This window comes from Mesorhizobium comanense (genome assembly GCF_005503535.1).
GTDB classification, from domain to species: Bacteria; Pseudomonadota; Alphaproteobacteria; order Rhizobiales; family Rhizobiaceae; genus Mesorhizobium; species Mesorhizobium comanense.
Map to the genome: position 1 here is coordinate 741430 of NZ_SCNN01000001.1, position 26778 is coordinate 768207.

Annotated in this window: 22 protein-coding genes and 1 tRNA gene; 11 read left to right on the forward strand and 12 right to left on the reverse strand. The window is 63.8% G+C overall.

The genetic code is table 11. From position 1 onward, the window contains the following. The first annotated feature begins 30 nt into the window (after positions 1–30). Positions 31–453, forward strand: a complete 423-nt coding sequence (gene mscL / locus FFS37_RS03470) for a large conductance mechanosensitive channel protein MscL (protein WP_137929524.1) — start codon at positions 31–33, stop codon at positions 451–453. Positions 454–557: 104 nt separating this feature from the next. Further along, the gene (locus FFS37_RS03475) at positions 558–1724 is read left to right on the forward strand and encodes a pyridoxal phosphate-dependent aminotransferase (RefSeq protein ID WP_137929525.1); all 1167 of its coding nucleotides are present in this window, start codon (positions 558–560) and stop codon (positions 1722–1724) included. An 80-nt stretch (positions 1725–1804) separates the two neighbouring features. Here the strand turns inward: FFS37_RS03475 and hemA are convergent, their stop codons facing one another. Further along, complete coding sequence (hemA, locus tag FFS37_RS03480) at positions 1805–3082, reverse strand: 5-aminolevulinate synthase (protein WP_137929526.1); 1278 nt, start codon at positions 3080–3082, stop codon at positions 1805–1807. Between the two features lie 278 nt (positions 3083–3360). Between hemA and galE the strand changes: the two genes are divergently transcribed. Then, positions 3361–4356: a UDP-glucose 4-epimerase GalE gene (gene galE, locus FFS37_RS03485; RefSeq protein WP_137929527.1), complete on the forward strand. Its 996-nt coding sequence runs from the start codon at positions 3361–3363 to the stop codon at positions 4354–4356. 109 nt (positions 4357–4465) lie between these two features. Further along, entirely contained in the window at positions 4466–5716 is a 1251-nt protein-coding gene (locus FFS37_RS03490; protein ID WP_137929528.1) for a D-amino acid dehydrogenase, read from the forward strand. Between the two features lie 51 nt (positions 5717–5767). On the opposite strand, the gene FFS37_RS03495 is transcribed toward FFS37_RS03490, so the two are convergent. The 7 genes from FFS37_RS03495 to FFS37_RS03525 form a co-directional block, all read right to left on the reverse strand. Next, positions 5768–7144, reverse strand: coding sequence for an FGGY-family carbohydrate kinase (locus tag FFS37_RS03495; RefSeq protein WP_137929529.1), 1377 nt, complete (start codon positions 7142–7144; stop codon positions 5768–5770). Continuing rightward, the gene (gene rhaM, locus FFS37_RS03500; RefSeq protein WP_137929718.1) at positions 7141–7458 is read right to left on the reverse strand and encodes an L-rhamnose mutarotase; all 318 of its coding nucleotides are present in this window, start codon (positions 7456–7458) and stop codon (positions 7141–7143) included. Before rhaM ends, FFS37_RS03495 begins: the two co-directional genes overlap by 4 nt. Before the next feature lie 6 nt (positions 7459–7464). Further along, complete coding sequence (locus FFS37_RS03505; RefSeq protein ID WP_137929530.1) at positions 7465–8454, reverse strand: ABC transporter permease; 990 nt, start codon at positions 8452–8454, stop codon at positions 7465–7467. Further along, entirely contained in the window at positions 8451–9428 is a 978-nt protein-coding gene (locus FFS37_RS03510) for an ABC transporter permease (protein WP_137929531.1), read from the reverse strand. The genes FFS37_RS03505 and FFS37_RS03510 overlap by 4 nt, the downstream gene beginning before the upstream one ends. Further along, a complete protein-coding gene (locus FFS37_RS03515; protein ID WP_232375555.1) occupies positions 9425–10981 on the reverse strand; it encodes a sugar ABC transporter ATP-binding protein in 1557 nt (518 codons plus the stop codon). The genes FFS37_RS03510 and FFS37_RS03515 overlap by 4 nt, the downstream gene beginning before the upstream one ends. Before the next feature lie 113 nt (positions 10982–11094). Then, complete coding sequence (gene rhaS, locus FFS37_RS03520) at positions 11095–12090, reverse strand: rhamnose ABC transporter substrate-binding protein (protein WP_137929533.1); 996 nt, start codon at positions 12088–12090, stop codon at positions 11095–11097. A gap of 55 nt (positions 12091–12145) precedes the next feature. Next, entirely contained in the window at positions 12146–12949 is an 804-nt protein-coding gene (locus FFS37_RS03525; RefSeq protein ID WP_027145694.1) for a DeoR/GlpR family DNA-binding transcription regulator, read from the reverse strand. 184 nt (positions 12950–13133) lie between these two features. Here FFS37_RS03525 and FFS37_RS03530 point away from each other — a divergent pair, with 184 nt between their 5' ends. The 3 genes from FFS37_RS03530 (at position 13134) to ggt (ending at position 18718) form a co-directional block, all read left to right on the forward strand. Further along, positions 13134–15236, forward strand: a complete 2103-nt coding sequence (locus FFS37_RS03530) for a bifunctional rhamnulose-1-phosphate aldolase/short-chain dehydrogenase (protein ID WP_137929534.1) — start codon at positions 13134–13136, stop codon at positions 15234–15236. Between the two features lie 175 nt (positions 15237–15411). Further along, the gene (rhaI, locus tag FFS37_RS03535; protein WP_137929535.1) at positions 15412–16704 is read left to right on the forward strand and encodes an L-rhamnose catabolism isomerase; all 1293 of its coding nucleotides are present in this window, start codon (positions 15412–15414) and stop codon (positions 16702–16704) included. Between the two features lie 274 nt (positions 16705–16978). Then, positions 16979–18718, forward strand: a complete 1740-nt coding sequence (gene ggt / locus FFS37_RS03540; RefSeq protein ID WP_137929536.1) for a gamma-glutamyltransferase — start codon at positions 16979–16981, stop codon at positions 18716–18718. Positions 18719–18788: 70 nt separating this feature from the next. Here ggt and FFS37_RS36110 read toward each other — a convergent pair whose 3' ends face one another. After that, entirely contained in the window at positions 18789–19130 is a 342-nt protein-coding gene (locus FFS37_RS36110; protein WP_137929537.1) for a hypothetical protein, read from the reverse strand. Positions 19131–19586: 456 nt separating this feature from the next. Here FFS37_RS36110 and FFS37_RS03550 point away from each other — a divergent pair, with 456 nt between their 5' ends. From FFS37_RS03550 to FFS37_RS03560, 3 genes are read left to right on the forward strand one after another with little or no spacing between them, the layout of a single operon-like run. Further along, a complete protein-coding gene (locus FFS37_RS03550; protein WP_137929719.1) occupies positions 19587–20465 on the forward strand; it encodes an ABC transporter substrate-binding protein in 879 nt (292 codons plus the stop codon). Then, the gene (gene fhuB, locus FFS37_RS03555; RefSeq protein WP_137929538.1) at positions 20458–22503 is read left to right on the forward strand and encodes a Fe(3+)-hydroxamate ABC transporter permease FhuB; all 2046 of its coding nucleotides are present in this window, start codon (positions 20458–20460) and stop codon (positions 22501–22503) included. The genes FFS37_RS03550 and fhuB overlap by 8 nt, the downstream gene beginning before the upstream one ends. Before the next feature lie 25 nt (positions 22504–22528). Next, positions 22529–23410, forward strand: coding sequence for an alpha/beta hydrolase (locus tag FFS37_RS03560; RefSeq protein ID WP_137929539.1), 882 nt, complete (start codon positions 22529–22531; stop codon positions 23408–23410). 100 nt (positions 23411–23510) lie between these two features. Here the strand turns inward: FFS37_RS03560 and FFS37_RS03565 are convergent, their stop codons facing one another. The 3 genes from FFS37_RS03565 to FFS37_RS03575 all read right to left on the reverse strand — a co-directional run bounded on the left by FFS37_RS03565 (position 23511) and on the right by FFS37_RS03575 (position 25239). Then, entirely contained in the window at positions 23511–23951 is a 441-nt protein-coding gene (locus tag FFS37_RS03565) for a hypothetical protein (protein WP_137929540.1), read from the reverse strand. Positions 23952–24121: 170 nt separating this feature from the next. Then, a tRNA-Phe gene (locus tag FFS37_RS03570) sits at positions 24122–24197 on the reverse strand. Positions 24198–24366: 169 nt separating this feature from the next. Then, positions 24367–25239, reverse strand: a complete 873-nt coding sequence (locus FFS37_RS03575; RefSeq protein WP_137929541.1) for a helix-turn-helix domain-containing protein — start codon at positions 25237–25239, stop codon at positions 24367–24369. A gap of 104 nt (positions 25240–25343) precedes the next feature. Between FFS37_RS03575 and FFS37_RS03580 the strand changes: the two genes are divergently transcribed. Beyond that, complete coding sequence (locus FFS37_RS03580) at positions 25344–26612, forward strand: ABC transporter substrate-binding protein (RefSeq protein WP_137929542.1); 1269 nt, start codon at positions 25344–25346, stop codon at positions 26610–26612. Positions 26613–26778 lie beyond the last annotated feature (166 nt).

Here is a 26778-nt window from a genome sequence, read left to right on the forward strand (position 1 = left end):
AGTGCGGCCGGTCACGACAAGGAGGGTCTAATGCTGAAAGAATTCCAGGAATTCATTTCCAAGGGCAATGTGATGGACTTGGCCGTCGGCGTCATCATCGGCGCGGCATTCGGCAAGATCGTCGATTCCCTGGTCAACGACATCATCATGCCGATCGTCGGAGCGATCTTCGGCGGACTGGACTTCAACAATTATTTCTTCGGATTGTCCGCCGCGGTGACGGCCACCTCCCTGGCCGACGCCAAGAAGCAGGGCGCCGTGTTCGCCTATGGCAGCTTCATCACCGTGGTGCTGAATTTCCTCATCCTCGCCTTCATCATCTTCCTGATGGTCAAGGCGGTGAACAATCTGCGCAGGCGGCTCGAGGCCGAAAAGCCCGCGCCCGCCGCTGCGCCGCCGCCTGCCGACGTCGCGCTGCTGACCGAAATTCGCGATCTCCTCGCCAGGAAGTAGCCCAGCCGCCATCGCTGGACCAAAACCCCGGCCATTCACGGCCGGGGTTTTCTGTTTTCGCTTCTGATAAAGAGCGGCAACCCCAAGGGAAAACGGATTTGTCCATGAGCCTGATCGAGACCTTGCGCCCCGCGGCCCTGGCTGCACCGGAAAGCGGCATCGTCGCCGTCGTCAACTACGGGCGGCTCCGCGAGGGGTTGGTACCGCTCTGGGCCGGCGAGGGCGACCTTCCGACCCCTGCCTTCATCACCGACGCCGCGTCGAAGGCGCTGGCGGGTGGCGAGACGTTCTACACCTGGCAAAGGGGCATTCCCGATCTCAGGCAGGCGCTTGCCCGCTACTATATCAGGCATTTCGGCAAGACATTCCCCGAAGAGCAGTTCATCGTCACCGGCTCCGGCATGCATGCCATCCAGCTGGCGCTGGCCGCCCTCGCGGGTGCCGGGGACGAGGTCGTCTACCTCTCGCCGGCCTGGCCGAATTTCGATGCGGCCGCAGGTATTTCGGGGGCGGTGCCGGTGGCGGTCACATTGGACCATTCCGGCAACGGCTGGTCCTGCGATGTCGAGAAGATCGCCGCGGCGATCACGCCGCGCACCAGGGCCCTGTTCATCAACACGCCGTCGAACCCCACCGGCTGGACCGCCGACCACGAGACCTTGCAGGCGATCCTCGATCTAGCCCGCTCCCGGAACCTGTGGATCATCGCCGACGAAATCTACTCGCTGTTCCACTACGGCCAGGGCCGTGCGCCGTCCTTCCTTGACATCGCGACAACAGAGGACCGCATCCTGTTCGTCAACTCCTTTTCCAAGAACTGGGCAATGACCGGTTGGCGCGTCGGCTGGATCAAGACGCATCCGAGCCTGCAGCAGGTGTTCGAGAACCTGATCCAGTATTCGAACTCGGGCGTCGCCCAGTTCATGCAGCGTGGCGCGGTCGCTGCCCTTGACGAGGGCGATGCCTTCGTTGCCGAGCAGGTGGAGCGGGCGAGGAAGGCGCGCGACCTCGTCTGCGGCATTCTCGGTGACACCGGTAAAGCGCGTTTCACCGTGCCGCAGGGCGCCTTCTATCTGTTCTTTACGGTCGACGGCATCACCGATTCGCGGGCAGCCGCCTTCGAGATCGTCGACAAGGCCAATGTCGGCCTGGCGCCAGGCACCGCCTTCGGTCCCGGCGGCGAGGCCTTCCTGCGGCTGTGCTTCCACCGCCGCCTCGACCAGCTTGAGGAAGCGGCGAACAGGCTGGCGACGTGGATGAAGACCGTTTGAGTTGACCTGAAGCCGGACGAAAACCCGGTCCGGTGAGTCAACCGCAGCGGAAGGCCGTCGGACCAGAGCGTCAGACGGCTTCAGCCACCCGACTTGGGCACCAGCAGCGGAATGATCCGGTCGCTTTTTGCGACAGCGGGACGCCCGGAGCTTGCATAGGGGATGCCGAGCGCGTCCCAGGTCTCGACCAGGGCGTCCTGCAATTGTGCGATCAGCGCATCGGAATGGAACGGCGTCGGCGTGATGCGCAGCCGCTCGGTGCCGCGCGGCACGGTCGGATAGTTGATCGGCTGGATGTAGATGCCGTGCACCCCGAGCAGGCGGTCGCTGGCCATCTTGCAGAGTTCGGGATCACCGACCAGCACCGGCACAATGTGGGTCGCCGATTCCATGACCGGCAGGCCGGCGGCAGCGAGGATCTGCTTGGTGCGGCTTGCCTGCTGCTGCTGGGCGTCGCGCTCGGCCTGCGAGCGCTTCAGATGGCGGATCGAGGTGGTGGCCGCGGCGGCGATCGCCGGCGGCAGCGCCGTGGTGAAGATGAAGCCCGGCGCGTAGGAGCGGACTGCGTCGATCACCGCGCTGGTTCCGGTGATATAGCCGCCCAGCGTGCCGAACGCCTTGGCGAGCGTGCCTTCGATGATGTCGATGCGATCAGCCAGGCCCTCGCGCTCGGTAATGCCGCCCCCGCGCGGTCCGTACATGCCCACGGCATGGACTTCGTCGATATAGGTCATGGCGTTGTAGCGCTCGGCGAGCTCGACGATCTCCTTGATCGGCGCGATGTCGCCATCCATCGAGTAGACGCTCTCGAAGACGATCAGCTTGGCGCGTTCGCGGCCGGCCGCCTGCAAAAGACTCTCCAGATGCGCGACGTCATTGTGGCGGAAGATCTTCTTCTCGGCGCCCGAGCGGCGCACGCCCTCGATCATCGAGGCGTGGTTGAGCTCGTCCGAGATGATCAGGCAGTTAGGCAGAAGCTTTGCGATGGTCGAGATCGACGCTTCGTTGGAGACGAAGCCGGAGGTGAAGACCAGCGCGGCTTCCTTGCCGTGTAGGTCGGCGAGCTCGCCTTCGAGTTCGACCAGCGGGTTGGAAGTGCCCGAAATGTTGCGGGTGCCGCCGGCGCCCGAGCCCATCTTGCCCGCCGCGTTCTGGAAGGCGGCGATGACGTCGGCGTGCTGGCCCATGCCGAGATAGTCGTTGGAGCACCAGACGGTGATTTCCTCGGCGCGGCCGTTGGCGCGCCAGATGGCGCGCGGAAACTTGCCCGCGATACGCTCGAGATCGGCGAAGACACGATAGCGACGCTCCGCATGGAGCTGGTCGATCGCTTCCTCGAAGAACCGCTGATAGTTCATGTCGGCTTCCCAGTTTTGCGCGGGATAATAATGATTGCCCCAATGGTCGTCCACCGGGCCATTTTGGTCAAAATGCCACGCCCCGCACCTGTTCCTAACGACGGCGTATCATGGCCTATTCCCGTTTCACGACACGCTCTGTGGATCACTTTTGTTTCAGCACGATGCCACATCAAGTGAACGCCGGTTACCGGGTTGTAATGGCCATGATGCGGGCTTTCCAGTAAGGCGGTGGTTGAGACAGTTTCCAATAAATCTTGGGTAAGCGAGGACTTGGGATGACGGTTTTGGTGACAGGTGGCGCTGGCTACATAGGCAGCCATATGGTCTGGGAGCTGCTGGATGCCGGCGAAAGCGTGGTCGTTCTCGACCGCCTGTCCACCGGCTTCGAGTGGGCGGTGGCGCCGGAAGCCAGGCTGGTCGTCGGCGATGTCGCCGACAAGGAATTGGTCGGCTCGATCATCAGGGAGAACAAGGTCGACGCCATCATCCATTTCGCCGGCTCGATCGTGGTGCCGGAATCGGTCGCCGACCCGCTTGCCTATTACGAGAACAACACGTCGAAGACACGCACGCTGATCGAGACCGCGGTGCGCGAAGGCGTGCCGAATTTCATCTTTTCCTCCACCGCCGCCGTCTATGGCGGCGCCGGACTGGAGCCGGTGCGCGAGGATGCGCGGCTGGCGCCGGAATCGCCCTACGGCCTGTCCAAGCTGATGAGCGAATGGATGCTGCGCGACGCCGCGATCGCACACGATATCCGCTACACGGCGCTGCGTTATTTCAATGTCGCCGGCGCCGATCCCAGGGGCCGCACCGGCCAGTCGACGCCCGGCGCCACCCACCTGATCAAGGTTGCCTGCGAGACGGCACTGGGCAAGCGGCCCTTCATGCAGGTGTTCGGCACCGACTATCCCACGCCCGATGGCACCTGCATGCGCGATTACATCCATGTCAGCGATCTGGCGGCGGCGCACCGTCTGGCCCTGGAGCGGCTGCGCGCCGGCGGCGAAAGCCTCGTCGCCAATTGCGGCTACAGCCACGGCTATTCGGTGCTGGAGGTGATCGACAGCGTGCGGCGCGCCTTCGGCCATGATTTCGAGGTCAGGATGGGCGATCGGCGCCCCGGCGATGCCGCCGCGGTGGTCGCCAATTCCGATCTCGCCCGCGCCGAACTGGGCTGGACCCCGCAACGCGACGATCTCGACCAGATCGTCGCCGACGCGCTCGCCTGGGAGCGCATCCTGACCGGCAAGAACTCCGCGCGCGGCTGATCCGGCAAGCTGTTGGGCCAAGGGCTCGTGCGCCTTGCCGGGACACGCTATTGAGGACAGGTCGAAGCGACGCGTGGCGCGGCGCCCGATTTGATCCCTTGGGGGCGGAATGAAGGTATTGGTACTGGGAGCCGGTGTCGTCGGTACGGCGGCTGCTTATTTTCTTGCCAGCGACGGGCACGAGGTGACCGTCATCGAACGCCATGAGGCTGCGGCGCGCGGCACCAGCCAATCGAATGCGGGCCTGGTTTCGCCGGGCGATGCAACCGCATGGGCTTCTCCTTCCGCGCTGAAGACCTTTCTTCGCGGCCTCTGGAATCATGAACTCGGCATCAAGGTCAGGCCGAGCCTCGATCCCTATTTCTATGCCTGGAGCCTGCGCTTCCTGCGTGAGTGCACCGTGGCGCGCATGCGCGCCAACACGCGGGTCAAACTGCGGCTCGCTTTGTATTCGCGCGAGTGCATCAATGCCGTTTCCGAGCAGACCGGCATCCACTACGATGAACGCAAACGCGGCATCATCTATTTCTTTCGCTCGCAGAAGAGCCTCGACTCCGGCACCGACAATTACCGCTTCCTGGCGGAACACGGCCTTCCGATCGAGATCGTTGGGCGCGAGCGTCTGGTTGAGCTCGAGCCGGGCCTTGCCGCCGTGAAGGAAAAAATCGCCGGTGGTATCTATTCGCCGATAGACCAGACCGGCGATTCCAAGCAGTTCGCCGACAAGTTGGCCGCTTACGCCACTGAAAAGCTCGGCGTCAATTTCCTGTTCGGCACAAATGTGACAGGCCTGGACATCGACGGTGACAGGGTTCGCGCCGTGGTGACGTCGGCTGGACCGGTGGCGGCTGATGCCGTTGTCATTTCGATGGGGCCGGAAAGCGGGCTGCTCGGCCGCCGTTACGGCATCGACCTGCCTGTCTATCCGGTGAAGGGCTACACAATGACGGTGCCGCTCGAGGACGAAACCAAGGGACCGACCATGGGCGGGGCGGATGAGGATCAGCTTCTCGCCTATTCGCGCCTCGGCAACCGGCTGCGGATGTCATCGACCGCGGAGTTCACCGGCTTTGACCGCAGCTTCAAGCCGCGCGACTTCAACTCGATCCTGAAAACCGGCAAGGACCTTTTCCCGGGGGCTTTCGACGAGAAAAAGGCGCTTCTCTGGGCGGGCCTGAGGCCGATGATGCCGAATTCGGTGCCTGTCTTCGGCCGGGCGAAATACCGCAACCTCTATCTCGATACCGGCCACGGTCATCTTGGCTGGACGCTGGCTTGCGGTTCCGGCAAGTTGATCACCGACCTCGTCGCCGGCCGCAAGCCGGAGGTTGATCCGCAAGGATTGATCTACAAGGGATAAACGTATCGGATCGCAGATCATGTCGGCTTGCGGAGCGCCGGCATCCTGTGATCAGGCCTGCTCGCGGACCGCTTCGCGCCATGCGCTGACATAGCCGGCCCAGACCGGGTCCGCCGGCGGCTGAATTCGTTCGCCCTCGCTATGCCCCGCGACCTGATCCGTCGCCAGCAATGCGGCGCCGATGCTGGTGCCGGTGGCGGCTTCGGAGGCGATCACCGTGCGCATTGTCGCCGCGGCCAGCATGCCGACGAAGAGCCGGTTGCGGGCAAACGGCCCTTCGACCGTGGTCGGGCCTTCGGCGCCGATCAAGTCGAGGCAAGTGGCGGTCATCAGCGCCAGATAGAAGGAGATGGCGGCGAAGCGCTCGCCTTTGCCGATGCCATCCGCGCCGAGCCATGCGGAGGCATGGTGCGGGAACGGTCCCGAGCCTTGCTGGGTCGACGGCAGCAGCAAGATCTTCCTTGCCAGGACTGCCAGCACTTCGCTTCCGCTGCAGTCCTGTGGTTTATCTGCTGTTAGCAGCGAGAATTCTCGCCCTCCCATGAAGCGTGCCGACGGCACGGGATCGCCGAGCGCATTGACATTGACCAGCGTGTCGCGCGCCGGATCGAGCGCGACCTGTCTGCCGCCGACCGCCATCGACACCACCCAGGTGCCGGTCGAGACGACCGAAAAAGGCGCGACGTCGGACAGGAGGTGCGGCAGCAGCGAGGCGTTGGAATCATGCAGGCCGCAGAGGACCGGCGTCTGCGGATCGAGCCCGGTGCGCGCCGCAAGCGCGGCCCGGATCGGGCCGAGCCGCTCCCTGGCAGGCCGCACCGGCGCCATCAGGCGGCGCCAACCCAGATCGTCGACCATCGGCGAGAAGTCGGATTTCTCCGGCCTCCACAGATCGGTGTGGCAGCCGAGCGAGGTCACCTCGTTGGCCGCGACGCCGGTCAGACGCAGCGCCCAGTATTGCGGATACATGAGCATCGCCTTCGCCCTGGCGAACTCGGCCGGGAACCGCTTCTCAAGCCAGAAGAATTGCGCGCCGAGATTAAGGCCGGCCGGCAGCCGTGGCGTCCCCGTCTCGGCGAATGGCGATCGTACGGCGTCATAGTCCGCGGCCAGGCTGTCAGGCCCGTCGAACTCGTAGTCGAGCACCGGCAGCACCAGTTCGCCTGACGCGTCGACCAGTACCCCCGTCGCGCCATGCGTGGTGATCGAGATGGCGTCGATGCGCTGCTCGCGATTGAGGCTTGCAAGGCTGTTGAGGATGAACGTCCACAGCGCCTCGACATCGTGATGCGGGTAGGGCGCCTGCCGCAACGGGGCGTTGGCCGCGCGGCGCAACGCAACCTCGCTCGACGCGGCGAGATCGACCAGGGCCACCTTGGCGTTGGTCTTCCCGATATCGATCACGGCGATGTGGCGCAGCGTGCTCATTCCATATGGAACACTGTTTCCAGCGGCACGGCCACCGGCTCGTTGTCGGGCCTGGTTTCCATGAGGTCGGCCATGTGGGCCCACCAGCGCCGCATGACCGGATTTCCCGGCAGATCGTCCATGCCGTGGCCGTCGCGCCGCCAAAGCACGCCGAACAGGATGTTGGTCTCCTCGTCGAGATGGATCGAGTAGTCGGACACGCCGGCCTGTTTCAGCAGCGCGACCAGCGATGGCCAGATCTCGTCATGCCGCTTCCTGTATTCGGCCTTCATGCCGGGATTGAGCTTCATCTTGAAGGCGTATTTTTCGGCCATCATCCGTTACCCACGCAGCCGCCGCCAGACGATCGGCAGGGCGATGACGATGATCAGCAGCAGGCCGATGAAGATCGACATGACGATGCCGGGCACATTGAGCAGGCCAAGCCCGAAGGTGACCAGGCCCATGATGAAGGCGGCCAGGACCACGCCAAGGATGCTGCCGGCGCCGCCGAGGATCGAGACCCCGCCCAGCACCACCATGGTGATGGCCTCCAGCTCATAGCCCTGGGCAATCGAAGGCCGGGTCGAGCCGAGCCGCGAGGTGATCAGCACCGAGGCGATGCCGGACATCAGTCCCGTCAGGCAGAACAGGATGAACTTGATGCGGCCGACGCGCACGCCGGAGAATTGCGCCGCCACCGGGTTGTTGCCGATGGCAAAGATGCGCCGGCCGAAACTCGTGCGGTGCAGGAGGAACCAGTAGATGACGGCCGCTACGAGGAACAACACCAGTTCGAACGAAACCACCCACCAGACATAACCCTGGCCGAAAAAGGCGAAGCTCTCCGGATAACCCTTGTAAGCCTGGTCGCCGAGGATGATGAAGGCGATGCCGCGAAACAGGCTCATCGTGCCGATGGTGACCACGATGGAGGGCAGGCCGAGCCGCGTGACCAGCAGCCCGTTGAAAGCGCCGCAGGCCAGCCCCACCGTGACGCCTATCAGCACCAGCACGGGCGTTCCCGCGCCAGCCTGCACCGCCATGCCCATCAGGGTCGAGGCGAGCGCGATGATGGCGGCTACCGACAGGTCGATCTCGCCCGAGATGATCAGCAGCGCCATGGCGAAAGCGATCAGGCCCTTCTCGGTGAAGTTGAAGGTCAGATCCGACAGCGAATAGGGGTCGAGGAAATAGGGCGAGGCGAAGCTGTTGATGGCAAAGATGGCCAGGGCCACGACAACCAGCAAAGCTTCCCAGGAAAAGACCGCCGTGCTCAGGGGCCTGTCGAGCCGATCGGGTATATTGCGTGGAGCAGGGGTATCGGTCATGCCGCCTCGGCTCTCTTCAGGATGATACGGCCTTGCTGGCGCTCGCCGCGCGCGTTGAGCACGACGGCCAGGATGATGGCGCTGCCCGAGATCGCCATCTGCCAGAAGGGCGAGATGTTGATGACCGGCAGCGCGTTGGAGATGATGCCGAGGAACAGCGCGCCGAGTACGGCGCCCCCGACCGAACCGATGCCGCCGGCGATCGAGATGCCGCCGATGACACAGGCGGCGATGATGTTGAGCTCATAGCCGTTGGCGACCTCGACAGACGCGATCACATAGCGCGAGATCCAGAGATAACCGGCCAGGCCGCCGACCATGCCCGAAATACAGAAGACGATGAACTTCGTGCGCCCGACATCGATGCCGGTATAGACCGATGCGGTCGGATTGACGCCGATGGCATAGAACGAGCGGCCGAGCGCGGTGCGCGTCATGACTACGAAAAACAGCGCGATGACCAGGATCGCGATCCAGGACAGCACCGGTATGCCGAGGAAGGCGGCGCGCTGGAAGCCGATGAAATCAGGGCTCATCTTGTCGGCGTTGACCCAGGCGCCCCCGGAGATGACGAAGGTGGCGCCGCGATAGATTGTCAGCGTGCCCAGAGTCACCACGATCGAGGGGATGTTGAGCCGCCACACCAGAAGCCCGTTGATGGCGCCGAGCACCAGGCCGACCAGCAGCGCGATGAGGATCAACAGCGGGATCGGGATCGCCGGATGCGCCGCGTTCAGCATCGCCACCACCATGCCGGTGAAGCACAGATTGGAGGCCATGGACAGGTCGATCGAGCGTGTCAGGATGACCACCATCTGGCCGAGCGCCAGGATCATCAGGATCGAGGTGTCGTTGAACACCTGGCGCAGATTGCCGGGATCGGCGAAGCCCGGGAAGCGTGTCGAGATCAACCCGATCAACACGACGATGGCCGCAAGCAGCCAGAGTTCGCGGTATTTCAGCAAGGCCTTCATGCCGCGATCCCCGCCGCCGTCCTGACCAGCGTTTCGGCGTCCAGTCCCTTGTTGTCGTAAACCGCCGCGACCAGGCCTTCGCGCATGACCACGACCCGGTCGGACATGCCGAGGATTTCGGGCAGTTCCGACGACACCATGATCACCGACAGGCCCTGCGCCACCAGCTCTGCCATGAAGCCGTGCACGGCGGCCTTCGAGCCGATGTCGATGCCCTTGGTCGGTTCGTCGAGGATGATGACCTTGGGTGTGGTCGCCAGCCATTTGGCGATCACCACCTTCTGCTGGTTGCCGCCCGACAGCGTGCCGACATCCTGGCTGAGCGAGGAAGCGCGCAGGTCGAGGCGCTCGGTGTAGGAACGGGCGAGCGAGAATTCTTCCGCCAGCCGCAGCATGCCGGATTTGGAGGTGCGCTTGAGCGAGGGCAGTGAGACGTTCTGGAAGATAGGCAGGCCGATCACCACGCCTTGCTTGCCGCGTTCCTCCGGCACGTAGACGATGCCGGCCTCGATCGAATCCGCGGCCGATTTCGGCGCCAACGCCTTGCCTTCCAGCGTGATCGTGCCGGCCGACGTGCGGGTGATACCCGATATCGCCTGCATCACCTCGGAGCGTCCCGCGCCGACCAGCCCGTAGAAGCCGAGAATCTCGCCCCTGTGCAGCTCGAAGCCGATATTGTTGAATTCGGTCGGATGCGACAGGCCGGAAACCGACAGCACCGGCGCGCCGATCTCGGCCTTGCGCTGCGGGAAGATGTGGTCGACCGAGCGGCCGACCATCATGCGCACGATCTGTCCCTGCGCGGCGTCCTTGATCAGGCCTTCGCCGACCATCTCGCCGTCGCGGAACACGGTGTAGCGGTCGGCGATGCGATAGATCTCGTCGAACTTGTGGCTGATGAACAGGATCGCCTTGCCTTCGCTCTTCAGGAACTCGATCAGCAGGAAGAGCTCCTCGATCTCCTTCATCGACAGGGCTGCCGTCGGCTCGTCCATGATGACGATTTGCGCGTCGATCGACATGGCGCGCGCCACGGCGACAAGGTGTTTGTTAGCGATGCCGAGGTCCTTCAGCCGCGCATCGGCGTCGATATGGCCGGCATGCATTGTGTCGAGCACTTCGCGCGCATTCTTGCGCATGGTGCGCCAGTCGATGGTGCCGAGCCGCGTGCGCGGCGCATGGCCGAGGAAGATGTTTTCGGCGACGCTGAGATCGTCGAACAGCACGGTTTCCTGATGGATGGCGGTGACGCCATGGCCGAAGGCGGCATGCGCGCTGGGCAGGGTGACGGCCTTGCCGTCGATGCTGATGGTTCCGGCATCGGGCTGGTAGATGCCGGTCATGATCTTGACCAGCGTCGACTTGCCGGCGCCGTTCTCGCCGATCAGTGCGGTCACCTGGCCCGGATAAAGCGACAGGCTGACATCGTGCAGCGCGCGCACGCCTGGAAAGGTCTTGGAAATGCCGGAGAGCGTCAGGCGTGGAGCCACTTTACCCTCCCCCTTGTGGGGAGGGTCGCGAACAACGTGAGCGGGGTGGGGGTCTACTAGCATATCAAGGTCCTGGCACATGGAGATGTCGCCACCCCACCCCGTCTCGCCGGTTTTGCTTCGCAAGACCGCCTCGCCGACCCTCCCCACAAGGGGGAGGGTATTGGCGCTCCAGATCAGTAGATCTTGGAGAACTTCTCGATGTTGGTCTTGTCGAACTGGAAGGGAGGCGCCATGGCGGCCGAGTTGGTGTCGTCGAGCGTCACCTTGCCGACGCGGCCGATCGACAGCGTGGCGCCCGGCTTGGCTTCTTCCTTCTTCACCGCCAGGTCGTGGGCGAGATAGATGGCGGAGTAGCCGAGGTCGATCGGGTTCCAGAGCGCGACCGCCTGGCTGGCGCCATTGTCGATGAACTTCTTGAACTCGGACGGCAGAGCGAGGCCGGTGACATTGACCTTGCCGATCAGGTTCTCGTCGGTGACGACCTGCGCGGCGGCGACGACGCCGACGGTGGTCGGCGCGATGATCGCCTTCAGGTTCGGATAGGACTTCAACAGGCCCTTGGCTTCGTCCGTGCTCTTGGCCGAATCGTCATCGCCATAGACGGTGGCGACAAGCTTGATCTTCGGGAATTTCTCCGGCAGCACCTTCTTGGCCGCTTCGATCCAGGCATTCTGGTTGGTCGCGGTCGAGGATGCGGACAGGATGGCGACGTCGCCGCCTTCCGGCAGGTAGTCGGCGGCGAGCTTGATGATGGTCTCGCCGATCAGGCCGGTGTCGGACGGGTTGAGATGAAGCTGGCGGCCTTCCTTTGCCACGCCCGAATCCCACGAAATGACGGTGATGCCGCGCTCCATGGCCTTCTTCAGCACCGGCACCAGCGCGTCGGCGTCATTGGCCGAAACGGCGATCGCGTTGACCTTCTGCGCGATCAGCGAGTTGATCACCTCGATCTGCGCTTCGGCGGTCGCCTTGGTCGGTCCGGTATAGATGACGTCGACATCGCCCAGTTCCTTGGCCGCTTCCTCGGCGCCTTTGTTGGCGGCGTCGAAGAAGCCGTTGCCGAGCGACTTCACCACCAGCGCGATCTTGACGTTCTCGGCATAGGCGGCATTCACGAACATGGCGGCCGAGAACGCGGCCGTCACCATCAGTTTTTTCAAAAAGCTCATCGAATATCCTCCCTTGAGTGTTGCATTCCATCGCCGCTGCGGGCGTGAGGGTGTCTCAGGCCTGCAGTGAAGATTCTTCCTTGGTCGACTTGCGGGCGACGATCAGCGTCACGCCTGCGGTTTCCAGCATCTTTGCCTCGCGGTCCTCGATGCCGTCATCGGTGATGACTGTCGCGATGCGCGACAGCCCGCACAGGATCAGGCTGGAGCGCTTGCGGAACTTCGAGGAGTCGACCAGCACCACCAGTTCGTCTGCCTGGTCGATCAGTTTCTGCTCCGCCTGGATCAGCAGCGGATCGCCTTCCATCAGGCCGAGCGGCCCCAGCCCCTGAGCGCCCATGAACATGCGGCGCGCATAGAAATTGCGGGTCACGTCATTGTCGAAGGGCGACAGGATGATGTTCTGCTCGCGGTAGATCGTGCCTCCCGACAGCATCACCGTGTTTTTCGAATGCTTGAGCAGGTGCTCGGCGATCGGGAACGAATTGGTGAAGATCGGCATGCGGCGGCCGGTGAGGAAATGCACCATCTGGAACGTGGTGGTGCCGCCATTGATGATGATCGGCTCGCCGTCCTTGCACAGCTCCACCGCCTCGCGCGCTATGGCGCGCTTCTGCGCGGCGTTGAGCGTTTCATTGACGGAGAAGGGCCGGCCGGCAAGTCCGATGAACTGCGGCGGCGAGATCGCCTCGGCGCCGCCGCGCACGCGGCGCAGGCGCTTTTGCACGTGAAGAGCCGCGATGTCGCGCCGGATCGTCGCCTCGGAGGACTCCGTCAGATCGACCATCTCCTGAACCGTCACCACAGGTTTTTCCTGGACGGCGGACAGAATGATCCTGTGGCGCTCTTTTTCGTGCATGGTTCCTCCCTGCATGAGTATCTAGGCACCCAAAACAAGCAGTGTCAATCATTTCCGATCACATAATTTCATTGTGCAATGCAATATGATCGATATTGATCGTTTGTGATTGACAACAGATCGGCTTGCGTAGACATTCCGGCCAAACGGACAGCGCCTTTTCCGCGTCCCAGGGAGGATACCTATGCTCGACAAGCGCTCCGGCTCGCGCCTCGCCAATCTGTGGGATGACGCGAAGGCTGAGGGGATGAGCGGTCCTGAACTTCTGGTGTATCGCTCGAACACGCTTGGTTCCGACAAGCGCGTCACCAATTATGGCGGCGGCAACACCTCGTCCAAGGTCTGGCAGAAGGATCCGCTCACCGGTCAGGACGTGGAAGTGCTGTGGGTCAAGGGCTCGGGCGGCGACAGCGCCTCGATAAAGCTCGATGGCTTCGCCACCCTCTACATGGACAAGCTGCAGGCGCTGAAGGGGCTTTATCGCGGCGTCGAGCACGAGGACGAGATGGTGGGTTATCTCCCCCACTGCACCTTCAACCTCAACCCGCGCGCGGCCTCCATCGACACGCCGCTGCATGCTTACGTACCGAGGCCCTTTGTCGATCACATGCACCCCGATGCCATCATCGCCATCGCCGCGGCGAAGGATTCCAGGGCGTTGACCAGGGAGATATTCGGCGATGCCATCGGCTGGCTGCCGTGGAAGCGTCCAGGCTTCGAACTCGGTCTCTGGCTTGAGAAATTCTGCGCCGAGAACCCCGCCGCCAAGGGCGTGATCCTCGAAAGCCACGGCCTGTTCACCTGGGGCGACACGCCGAAGGAATGTTATGAGACGACGATCTCGGTGATCAATCAGGCGATCGAGTGGTTCGAGCGGCGTTCCGAAGGCCTCGCCATTTTCGGCGGCGAGGTGGTCAAGTCGCTCGCCGCCGCCGCCCGCCGCGCCGTCGCGGCCAAGCTGATGCCGAAAATCCGCGGGCTGATTTCGGAAAAGACCCACAAGCTCGGCCATTTCGACGATTCCGCCGCCGTGCTCGAATTCGTCAACTCCAGGGATTTGCGGCCGCTGGCGGCGCTCGGCACATCATGCCCGGACCATTTCTTGCGCACCAAGATCCGGCCGCTGGTCATCGAGTTCGACCCGGCAAAGCCCGACGTCGACGCCGTCATCGCGCGCCTCGCCGATGACATTGCCGACTATCGCGTCGGCTACCAGGCCTATTACGACAGCTGCAAGCATCCGGATTCGCCTGATATCCGCGATCCCAATGCCGTGGTCTACCTGATGCCCGGCGTCGGCATGTTCACCTTCGCCGGCGACAAGGCCACCGCCCGCATCTCCGGCGAATTCTACGTCAACGCCATCAATGTGATGCGCGGCGCCTCGACCGTGTCGTCCTATGTCGGCCTGCCGGCGCAGGAGGCCTTCGACATCGAATACTGGCTGCTTGAGGATTTGAAACTGCAGCGCATGCCGAAGCCGAAGTCGCTGGCCGGCCAGATCGCACTGGTCACCGGCGGCGCCGGCGGCATCGGCCGCGCGACAGCCAACCGCCTGTTGCGTGAAGGCGCCTGCGTCGTGCTGGCCGACATCGATGAAACAGCGCTCGCCAGCGCCAACGAGGAACTGGCGAAAGCCTACGGCAAGGATTTCGTCCGGCCGGTGCTCATCAACGTGACCTCGGAAGAGCAGGTCATCGCCGGCTTTGCCGAGACGGCGGTCGAGTTCGGCGGCATCGACATCCTGGTGTCCAATGCGGGTCTCGCCTCCTCGGCGCCGATCGAGGAGACGACGCTGGCGCTGTGGACCAAGAACATGGACATATTGTCGACCGGCTATTTCCTGGTCTCGCGGGAAGCGTTCCGGCTGTTTCGCGTGCAGAAGATCGGCGGCAATGTCGTCTTCGTCGCTTCCAAGAATGGCCTTGCCGCGTCGCCCAATGCGGCGGCCTACTGCACCGCCAAGGCCGCCGAGATCCACCTTGCCCGTTGCCTTGCTCTGGAGGGCGCCGAGGCGCAGATCAGGGTCAATGTCGTCAATCCGGACGCCGTGCTGCGCGGTTCGAAAATCTGGACCGGAGAGTGGAAGGAACAGCGCGCCGCCGCCTACAAGATGTCGACCGACGACCTCGAGGAGCACTACCGTTCGCGCTCCATGCTCAAGCGTTCGGTCTTTCCCGAGGATATCGCCGAGGCGATCTACTTTCTGGCCTCCGACATGTCGGCCAAATCGACCGGCAACATCATCAACGTCGACGCCGGCAACGCGCAAAGTTTTACGCGGTAGCTATAGTTTTGAGGGCGACGCTGCCCCTCATCCGCCTGCCGGCACCTTCTCCCCGTATAGTGACGGGGAGAAGGGAAGCGCTCCAACGCTGGCGACCCCCTCTCCCCGTTCTTCACGGGGAGAGGGTAAGGGTGAGGGGCAGCGCCGACCGAACGCATACTGGGGAGGAATTGCAGTGTCCGAATTGATCATCTCCGCCGACGTCATCGAACAGGACAACGCCTCCCGCCAGGCCGACCTCGAGCGCGACTACACCTCACTTGGCGAGCGCCTCGACCGGCGCGGCATCGCCATCGATGCGATCCGCGACAAGGTGGAGAAATTCGGCGTGGCGATCCCGTCCTGGGGCGTCGGCACCGGCGGCACGCGCTTTGCCCGCTTTCCCGGTGCCGGCGAGCCGCGCGACGTCTTCGACAAGATCGAGGATTGCGCCGTCATCAGCCAATTGACGCAGGCCACCCCGACCGTCTCGCTCCACATCCCCTGGGACAAGGCCGATCCGAAGCGGCTGAAACAGGCCGCCTCGCGCTTCGGTCTTGGCTTCGACGCGATGAATTCCAACACCTTCTCGGATGCTAAGGACCAGGAACGTTCCTACAAGTTCGGCTCGTTGTCGCATGCCGACGCCGGCACGCGCAGGCAAGCGGTCGAACACAATCTCGAATGCATAGAGATCGGCAAGGCGCTGGGTTCGAAGGCGCTGACGGTGTGGATCGGCGATGGCTCGAACTTCCCCGGCCAGGTCAACTTCGCCAGGGCGTTCGAGCGCTATCTCGATGCCATGAAGCAAGTCTATGACGGACTGCCGGACGGCTGGAAACTGTTCACCGAACACAAGATGTATGAGCCGGCCTTCTATTCCACCGTCGTGCAGGACTGGGGCACCAACTACATGATTGCCAAGGAGCTGGGCGACAAGGCATTCTGCCTGGTCGATCTCGGCCACCATGCGCCCAACGTCAACATCGAGATGATTGTCTCGCGGCTCATCCAGTTCAAGAAGCTCGGCGGCTTCCATTTCAACGATTCCAAATATGGCGACGACGACCTCGATGCCGGCTCGATCGATCCCTACCGGCTGTTCCTGGTCTTCAATGAACTGGTCGACGCCGAACTGTCGGGTGCCGAGGGATTCGATCCCGCTCATATGCTGGACCAGAGCCATAACGTCACCGATCCGATCGAGAGCCTCATGCTGTCGGCGGTCGAGGTGCAGCGCGCCTACGTGCAGGCGCTGCTGGTCGACCGCAAGGTGCTCGAAGGTTTTCAGGAGGCCAACGACGCGCTCATGGCGACGCAGACGCTGAAGGCCGCCTACCGCACCGACGTCGAGCCGATCCTGGCCATGGCGCGCCTGCGCACTGGTGGCGCCATCGATCCGGTCGCGGTCTACCGGGCGGCCGGCTATCGAGCCAAGGTCGCGGAAGAACGTCCGGCGGTCGCCGGCGGCAGTGGCGGCATCGTTTGAGATTAGCCAATCTCCCCCCTTGTGGGGGAGATGTCCGGCAGGACAGAGAGGGGCGCTGTCCCGCCAGCCTTTCAGTCAGTTCCCACAGAAGTTGGATTTCAAAGTATCGAAGGTCGGCGATCCTTGGGGCCCCCCCTCTGCCCTGCCGGGCATTTCCCACGTGGGGGAGATCATCAGCTCCGCGGGCGAACATCAATATGTGCTCGCCCATATTGATGATGGACTCGGCCGCCCCAAGTAGCTCTTCTAGGTACACTGCACCTGGAGCACCGATATGCCCTTGACCCGCCGGACGCTGATTGGCGTCACTCTTTCGCTCGCAATAGCGCTGACGCCATCCGCGGCAGTCTTTGCAGCCTCGCCCGCTCCCGCCAAGGGAGAGCACGGCATGGTGGTGACAGCGCAGCATCTGGCGTCCGAGGTCGGCGTCGAGGTTCTGAAGAAGGGCGGCAATGCCATCGACGCGGCGGTGGCGGTCGGCTACGCGCTTGCCGTCGTCTATCCGAACGCGGGCAATATAGGCGGTGGCGGCTTCATGACGATCCGTTTTGCCGACGGCCGGTCGACCTTCCTCGATTTCCGCGAGCGCGCGCCGCTGGCCGCCACCAAAACCATGTATCTCGACAAGGACGGCAATCCAGTGAAGGGCGCCAGCCTCGACGGCTATCTCGCGGTCGGCGTTCCGGGCTCGGTCGCCGGTTTCGAAATGGCACGCGAGAAATACGGCACCTTGTCCAGGCAGGATCTGATGGCGCCGGCGATTGCCTATGCGCGGGACGGGTTCGTCCTCAACCAGGGTGACGCCGCCTCCTTTGCCGCAAGCGCCGACCGGCTTGCCAAGGACCCGGCAGCGGCCTCGATCTTCCTGAAGCCCGACCACAAGCCCTACGGCATCGGCGAAAAGCTCGCGCAGCCGGACCTTGCGGCCTCGCTGGCGGCGATCTCAGATAAGGGACCGGACGCCTTTTACAAGGGCGCCATCGCCGATGCCATCGTCAAGGCGAGCGGCGCCAAGGGCGGCATCCTGGCCAATCAGGATTTCGAGCAATATGCGGTGCGCGAGTTGAAGCCGGTGACGTGCGACTACCGTGGCTACGAGATCACCTCCTCGCCGCCGCCGAGCTCGGGCGGCGTTATCATCTGCGAAATCCTCAACGTGCTCGAAGGCTATCCCTTGTCCTATCTCGGCGCCGGCTCCGCCGAGACAGTGCATGTCATGGTGGAAGCCATGCGGCACGCCTATGTCGACCGCAATTCGGCTCTGGGCGATCCCGATTTCGTCGACAATCCTGTCTCGAAGCTATTGGACAAGGCCTACGCCAAGGATATCCGCGACAAGATCGATCCGTTCCGTGCGGGCGTCTCGAAGGACCTGATGCCGAAAGGCTTTGGCGAGTCGAAGGAGACCACGCACTATTCGATCATCGACAAGGACGGCAACGCGGTCGCGGTCACCTACACGCTGAACGGGTCGTTCGGCGCGGGCGTCGTCGCCGACGGAACCGGCATCCTGCTCAACAACGAGATGGACGATTTCACCCAGAAGCCGGGCGTGCCCAACCTGTATGGTCTCGTCCAGGGCGAGGCCAATGCCATCCAGCCGAAGAAGACGCCGCTGTCGTCGATGAGCCCGACCATCGTCTCCAGGGACGGAAAGCCGTTCATGGTCATCGGCAGCCCTGGCGGTTCGCGCATCATCACGATTACGCTCGAGGCCATCGTCAATGTCATCGACCACGGAATGAACATCCAGGAAGCGATCGACGCGCCGCGCATCCATCACCAATGGCTGCCCGACACGATCTATGTCGAGCCGTTCGGCCTTTCACCGGACACCGAAAGGCTGTTGGCGGGGATGGGCTATCACCTTGACCTGGGCAACGAGACCTGGGGCCAGGCGGCGGGTATTCTGGTCGGCGGCAAAAGCCTGAGCGAGATCGAGAAGGGCGGCGGCGCGCGTTACAACGGCGCCATCGACAGCCGCGCCGCATCGGGCGAGGCGCTCGGATATTGAGATCGCGATCGGCTCCCGGGCGGGTGCCGGTCCACGGCCCGGCAAGCGGCGTTCAGATCAAAAGAGGCCTTCAGGTCACCAGCGTGATGGTCGATGCGATGAGCATCAGGGCGGCGATGCCGACGAACACCGCGTAGATGCGCGGCCGGTCGAGCAGGAGCGCGTTTCCGGAAATCCAGGCCGATGTGGCGCCGCCCAATGCGAACAGGAAGCCGTTGCGGTGTCCGAACGTCATCGACGCGGCCATCAGGCCGCCAATGATCAGGGCGCCGAACACGATGATCACCGCGACCGCGTATTTCTCGAAATCATTGTTGCCGATTCCCGGCCCGATCGCGTTCAGATTCGGCAAATCGTCCGGATCGAAAGGGTTTGCAGACCCGTATTCGTCTTGACCGATGGATTCTCGCATCACTCGTTCTCCGCTGCCCGGCAACAAACCATCAACACCTGCCGAGTGCAACCCGATCGTAAGTGCTCACCGTAACGGCTGTCATCTTCAACACGTTCCGGCAGCGCTTGTCACCGCTTTTTCGGGCTCCTGGCCAGATCACTTCCGCGATCCAGTGCAGCTCGACCAGATGGCAAGCCGCCATCCATCCATAGGCGATCTATGCGGAGAAAAGATGATGTCGCCGGTCAATTCGGCTTCAGGCGCCCCTGCGCGGCTGCGGCGGGGAGTCGCAGTGCCCGGCACAGGCCGGCCGGATTGCCTGCACTCCGCCGCATCTTAAATGTTGACTATGAAAGTCATGTTTCATAGTCAACCGGGAACGGCCGCTTGAGGCAGTGGTGCGCAGACAGGGACGCGACATTGGAAACACACCGGCAAACTGGTCAGGAAGGGGCACCCGGCCGCTCACGCGTGATGACCCGGCGCGCCGCGCTGGCGCTGTCCGCGTTTTTGCCCCTGGCCGGCGTCATGCCGCGCGCTGCTGGAGCCCGACCGCTGCGCATCGTCTGCCTCGATGACGGGCTGGCCGAGACCTTCCTCATGCTCGATGTCACGCCGGTCGCCGTCGCCGATCGCGAGGTCTGGGAAAAGTGGGTGGTCGAGCCGCCCCTGCCGCCTGAGGTCGCCGATATCGGTACGATCCTGGAACCCAATCTCGAATTCCTGCAGCAGCTCCGCCCCGACATCATCCTCTCGATCCCCTATCTCGACGGCATCAAGCCGCTGCTCGAACGGGTCGCGCCGGTGACGACGATCGGCATCTACACACCTGATGGCCAGCCCTATCAACGCGCGGTCGAGGCGACGCGTCAGCTGGCGGCCCTTGTCGGCAAGGAGAAGGAGGGCGAGGCGCTGATCGCGGCGACGGAGGCGCATTTCTCCGATGTCAGGCGCCAGCTGGCGCCGCTTTCGGCGCGGCCGGTCTACGTCGTCAACTTCCTCGATCCGCGCAATGTGCGCGTCTACGGCCGGATGAGCCTGTTCCAGGACGTGTTCGACCGCATCGGCATCCGCAACGCCTGGACCGGGGAGACCAATTACTGGGGGTTTGCCACTGTCGGCATAGACGGGCTCGCGACGTCGAGCGATGCTCGCCTTGCCTATCTCGAACCCCTGCCGGAAGGGGCGGGCGGCACTCTGACCGAGAGCCCCGTCTGGAACGCCATGCCTTTCGTGCGCAACCGCTCGATCATGCGCCTGCCGCCTGTGCTGATGTTCGGCACGCTGCCCTCGGCAAGCCGGTTTGCCCGTTTGCTGGCGCAAGCATTGATGGCGGAGAGCGCCCGTGGCTGAACAGACAGCGGCCCTGTCCGACGCCGAACGCTCGCCCGCCCAGCATGCATCGCCTAGCCGGTCTGGTGGCTTGCCTTGGGGCGCGACGCTGCTTTGCGTCGTGCTTCTGGCAGGCGCGCTTGCCGCGACCGTCTCCAACCTGCTCGTGCAGCTGCCGCCGGCGCATTGGTCTTCTGCGCTCGCCAGTCCGGATATGGACGACATGCGGCAGGTGCTCGTCCACTACGCCTTCCTGCCCAGGCTTGCCGTCAGCCTCCTGTGCGGCGCGGCGCTGGGACTGGCCGGCACCGTGCTGCAACAGGTCCTGCGCAATCCGCTCGCCTCGCCCGAAACCGTGGGCGTCTCGGCCGGCGCCTATCTGGCGCTGGCGCTGGCAACGCTTCTGGCGCCCTCGCTGCTGGCGTTCGGCCGCGAATGGGTAGCGCTTGCTGGCGCCTTCGCGGCTCTCTGCGCGGTGCTGGCGCTCTCCTGGCACAAGGGTTTGTCGCCGCTTTCGGTCGTCCTCGCGGGGCTCGTCGTCAGCCTCTATGCCGGCGCCATCGGCGCGGCTCTGGTGGTGCTGCGGCATGAATGGCTGGCCAGCCTGTTCATCTGGGGCGCCGGCTCGCTCGGTCAGCAGGACTGGTCGGCGACACTGTGGCTCCTGCCGCGCCTCGGCGCCGCCGCGCTGGCGATCGGCCTCATGGTGAGGCCGCTGACCTTGCTTGGCCTCGACGACGAAGGCGCGCGCAGCCTCGGCGTCCCGCTCGCCGCCTATCGTTTTGGCGGCCTGGCGGCGGCCGTTGCCCTGATCGCCTTTGTCGTCGCCGCTGTCGGCGTTATCGGCTTTGTCGGTCTTGCAGCAGCGACGCTGGCGCGCGTCGGTGGTGCCCGCCGGCTCGGCCAGCAACTGCTGATGGCGCCGCTGATCGGCGCCGCGCTGTTGTGGGCCGCCGACCAGGCTGTGCAGATCGCCACCGGGCCGCAGGGCGACCTGATCCCGACTGGCGCCATCACCGCTCTTCTCGGCGCGCCGCTGCTGCTCTGGCTGCTGCCGCGTCTCGGGCTTGGCGCCGAAACGCCGGCGCTCGGCGCGGAGCGGTTGCGGCGTGTCCATCGTCCCGTTTTTCTGCTCGCGGCAATCGGTGGGCTCCTGCTTGTGATGCTGGCGCTGGCGCTGCTCTATGCGCCCGGACCGGATGGCTGGACATTCGCTTCCGGCGATCAGCTGCAGGCGTTGCTGTCCTGGCGCTTGCCGCGCGTGTCCGCCGCTCTTGCCGCCGGCGCCATGCTGGCGCTGGCCGGATTGATGATGCAAAGGCTGACAGGCAACCCGATGGCCAGTCCCGAAGTGCTCGGCATCAGCGCGGGCGCGGCGCTCGGCATGATGGTGGCGTTGTTTTCGCTGTCGGACGCCACCCGCCCGGTGCAGATCGCCGCCGCCACGATCGGCGCCTTCGCCGCCTTGCTGGTGACGCTGGCAATAGGCCGTCGTGCCGCCTATGCACCGGAACGGCTGCTGCTTGCCGGCGTCGCTCTGACGGCCCTGTTCGACGCGCTGATCCTGGTTCTCACCGCCACCGGCGATCCGCGCGCCATGCTTCTGCTCAACTGGCTGACCGGCTCGACCTATGGTGTCGACGCCGCCTCCGCACTCTTGACGGCGAGTATCGCCTTCGGCCTGTTCCTGGCGGCGCCACTCTTCATGCGCTGGCTGGACATGCTGCCGCTGGGCGCCGTCGCGGTGCAGAGCCTCGGCGTCAATCTCGGCGCAGCCCGCTTGCTGGTGCTGCTGATGGTCGCCGCGCTCACCGCCGCCTCCACCCTCGTCGTGGGGCCGCTGACCTTCATCGGCCTGATGGCCCCGCATCTTGCCCGCCGTCTGGGCCTTGTCCGCGCGCTGCCGCAGGCCATCGGCGCCGTGCTTGTGGGCGCGCTGATCATGGTCTGCGCCGACTGGATCGGCCGCACCGCCATCTTCCCGCGCCAGATCCCGGCCGGCCTCGTCGCCACGCTGATCGGCGGGCCGGTGCTGATGTGGCTGCTGCGCCGCCGCTGAGTTTTTGCTTCCGAGGAGGAAACCGATGCCGAAATCGACGGCGGCACCCGCCCTGATCGCCGACACCACCGTTCATGATCTTGTTTCGAGAGACGGTGGCGACCCCTGGCGGGTCTTCATCCATGTGCCATCCGGGCCGGCGCCCGAAGCCGGCTGGCCGGTGCTCTATATGACCGACGGCAACGCGGTCATCGCCACCGCGGTCGACGCCATGCGCGCGCAGGCCTTCTATCCCTCGGGCACCAATGTCGGCTGGGGCGTCATCGTCGCCATTGGCTATCCCGTCGAAGGTGCCTACGATCCGCTGCGCCGCTCGTGGGACCTCGGCCCGCCGCCGGGCAAGACCTATCCCCCCTTCTACGAGGGCACGCCCGAAGTGAAGACCGGCGGGGCAGGGGACTTTCTGCGCTTCATCGAAGACGAACTGAAGCCATGGGTGGCCGGGCGCGCCAGGATCGATGAGACGCGCCAGGCGCTCTACGGCCACTCCTTCGGCGGCCTGTTCGCGCTCTACGCCCTGTTCACGCGCCCGCTGTCGTTCCGGACCTTCATCGCGGCTAGTCCCGCAATCTATTGGGAGGATCGCGCCATCGACCGCTTTCTCGAAACCTTTGAGGCCGATATCCCCGATGGCCTGACAGTCGATGTGATCCTGTCGGCGGGCGAGTATGAGACGGAGCGGCTGGCGCCGTTCCAGATCGGAGCCGAGGACGAGGAAAAGCGCCTGGCGCAGAAAAAGGTCACGCGCACCGACGAATTCGCCAGGGACATGGCCGAGCGCCTTGACACGGTTCTCGGCATCCATGCGAGCTTCGAATTGCACGCCGGCGAAAACCACATGTCGATCCTGCCGGTGACGGTCAACCGCGCGGTGCAGGCGGCGTTCGCGGTGCGGCAGGACGCCTAGAGCAATTCCAGGAAAAGTGCGTAGCGGTTTTCCGTCCGGAATTGTATCAAACAAAAAGATGGAGCGGTTCGGCGTTTCCGTGAAGCGACGAACCGCGCGCCTAGGCCGCGCGCGCCGGCGGCAACTCATACAGATTGGCCCCGTTCTCCCGGCCATGCTCGACATAACCGATGACGCTGAACCATCGCGCGACATCGGGCCCCTGCAGCCAGCTGCGTGAATGGACGGGAAGGTTGCCGGCGAGCGCCTGGACCTGGCGGATATGCCGCTTGCAGAAACGCACGGTCGAGGCCCGGAAGAAATCCTCCTGCGCGGCAAACAGCGTGTCGGCGGCGTCGCTGTTCTCATGCCAGGCGATGATCGCCACCGCCTTGTCGCCCTCGACCAGCGCGTGTGCCCGGCCTTCCTTCAGGTTCATCATCAGATTGTCGTAGGCGATCTTGCTGTCCTTGCCGGCTGCCGCGTATTCGTCCGACATCCGCTTGGACAGGCCGTGGAATACATCTTCCAAATCCCCGAGCGTCGCTGCACGTGCTCTCATTTCACCTCCTGCAGCCCCTTGGGAAGTTTGCCCCAGGGATGCAGGATCACCAAGCAAATTAAATCCGGATAGGAGGAGATGGGCGCAAAGTCATTTCACCAGTCGAGATGAGGGAGCAATCCTGCCAAACCGACGGAGGCGATCTAAAAAGTGAAATTTGAAGAGAAAAATGGTGCCCAGAGGCGGATTCGAACCACCGACACGCGGATTTTCAGTCCGCTGCTCTACCAACTGAGCTATCTGGGCCTGTTCCGGCTAACGAAAACTCGCGCTCCGGATTTCGGGGGCGCCGTGGGCGTCCCGTGAAAGCGCGTGGGTTATAGCATGGGAATCTTGCCTGTCCAGCGCCTAGGTGTGGATTTCCGGCAGGAAAAGAAATGCCGCCGCGGCAACGCTTTGGCGGCAGGCCATCGGCCTATCTGGCGCCGGGCAGACCCTTGCGAAAATCCGATGGCGTCATGCCGGCCAGCTTGCGGAACGATTTGTTGAAGGCGCTGAGCGAGCCGAACCCGGATTCCATGGCGACGCGCAGCACATTGGCGTCCTGGTGCATCAGCATGGCCTGCGCGTAGCTCAACCGCAGAAGGTTGACATATTCGTTGAGTGTCATGCCGGTCGATTTCTTGAACAGGCTCATGGCGTATTTGGGATGGATGTCGGCGGCCGCCGCGATCGTCACGCTGTCGATGTCGTAGAGAAAATTCTCGGCGATGAAATCACACATGCGCCCGACATTGCGCGATGATTGCTGATCGAAGGGACTGCCGGGCTCCTGTTCGGCGGCGTTTCCAGGCACCATCTGGTAGGGTTCGAACCGCACCCGTTCCAGCCGCAGCAGAAGCTCGTTGACGGCGTGCTCGGCCTTGGCCGGGTCGCCTGAACGGGCGTAACGGTTCCATCGGGCGAAATTGTCGTTGTCGGATTGGTCGGTGGCGCTTGTCACCAGCGTCGCGCCCGTCATCAGCCGGTGCCGCACGTCCGCCGGCAGGTGCAGCCGGAAGAAATGCACCAGCGGCAGATGCGCGCCGGCATAGATGGCATCGTCGGAGAGATCGTCCATCTGGTGCGGCAGGCCGCCCCAGAAGAAACACATCTGGCCGGCCGACAACGAAATCTCGTGCTCGTTCATACGGTAATGCACCGACCCACGGACGATGAAATTCACCTCGACCTGGGCATGCCAGTGCGGCTTGAGCATCACCAGCGGATTGGTGTGAAACATCTGCAACAGCAGCGGCAGGCCTTCCACGCTGCTGGCGCCAGGCTGGTAAAACGGCCGATCAGGCATCTTACTTTCCGCCAATTTCTTATTCCCTTTGTCGGGGACAAGCCTTCCGCGCCGCATAGTCTAGCCGGGCTCGCAGAGAGAGCAAATGAAATGGGAGGATTTCAATGCGCATCACACTGTCCTGCGCCGCGCTCGCGCTTGCCCTGGGCTCAGCCCCGGCCTTCGCGCAATCTGGCGAAATCACCATCTGGAGCTGGAACATCGCGGCTTCCTCGTTGAAGGCCACGGTTGCCGGCTTCAACAAGCTGCATCCCGACATCAAGGTCACGGTCCAGGACCTCGGCAACCAGCCGACCTACGACAAGTCGATCGCCGGCTGCGCCGCCGGCGGCGTCGGCCTGCCCGACATCGTCACCATCGAGAATGGCGAGGCCGAGAACTACTGGAGCCAGTTCCCCGACTGCTTCGTCGACCTGCACACGCTGGGCTACACGGCCGAGGACCAGAAGAAATTCCCCGATTTCAAGCGCACCGAACTGGAAGTCGGCGACAAGGCCTATGCCATGCCGTGGGATTCCGGTCCGGTCGCCGCCTTCTATCGCCGCGACTTCTACGAGAAGGCCGGGGTCGATCCGGCGTCGATCAAGACCTGGGACGACTTCATTGCCGCCGGCAAGAAGATCCAGACCGCCAATCCCGGCGTCTCGATGACCAACGCCGACTTCAACGGCGACACCGAATTCTTCCGAATGATCTCCAACGAGCAGGGTTGCGCCTATTTCGCCGAGGATGGCCAGTCGATCACGGTCAGCCAGCCCAAATGCGTCGACGCCATGACCAAGATCAAGGAGATGAAGGACGCCGGCATCATCTCGTCGGCCGACTGGTCGACCAAGATCACCAACAACACCGCCGGTGTCGTCGCCACCCAGATCTATGGCGGCTGGTATGAAGGCACCATTCGTACCGAATCGGCCGGCGAGAACGGCAAATGGGGCGTCTACCTCATGCCGAGCCTCACATCAGACGGACCGCGCGCGGCCAATCTCGGCGGCTCGTCGCTGGCCATCACCTCGGCTTCGAAGAACAAGGAAGCGGCCTACGAATATATGAAATACACACTCGGCACCAATGAAGGCCAGATCACCATGCTGAAGGATTTCGGCTTGGTGCCGTCGCTGGTCTCGGCGCTCAGCGACCCCTATGTCGGCGAAGGACTGCCCTATTGGGGCGGCCAGGCGGTGTGGAAGGATATTCTCGGCACCTTGCCCAAGGTCGTCCCCAGCCGCGGCACGCAGTTCCAGAGCGATGCCGAAATCATCGTTCGCGCGGTGCAGACCAAATATCTGGGCGGCGGCTATCCCGACGCCAAGGCCGCGCTCGACGACGCGGCCAAGCAGATCGCCGCGGCGACCGGGTTGCCGGTCAAGTGATGGGATGTTGGCGAGGTGGATAATGGGGCATCTTACCGGACCGTCTGCGCTGCCCCTCATCCCCCTGCCGGGACCTTCTCCCCGTATAGCGACGGGGAGAAGGAGCTGGCCGCAACCTAGGCGCCTATTCTGCGACGCAGCTGATTGGCGAAATCGTCGATGATGG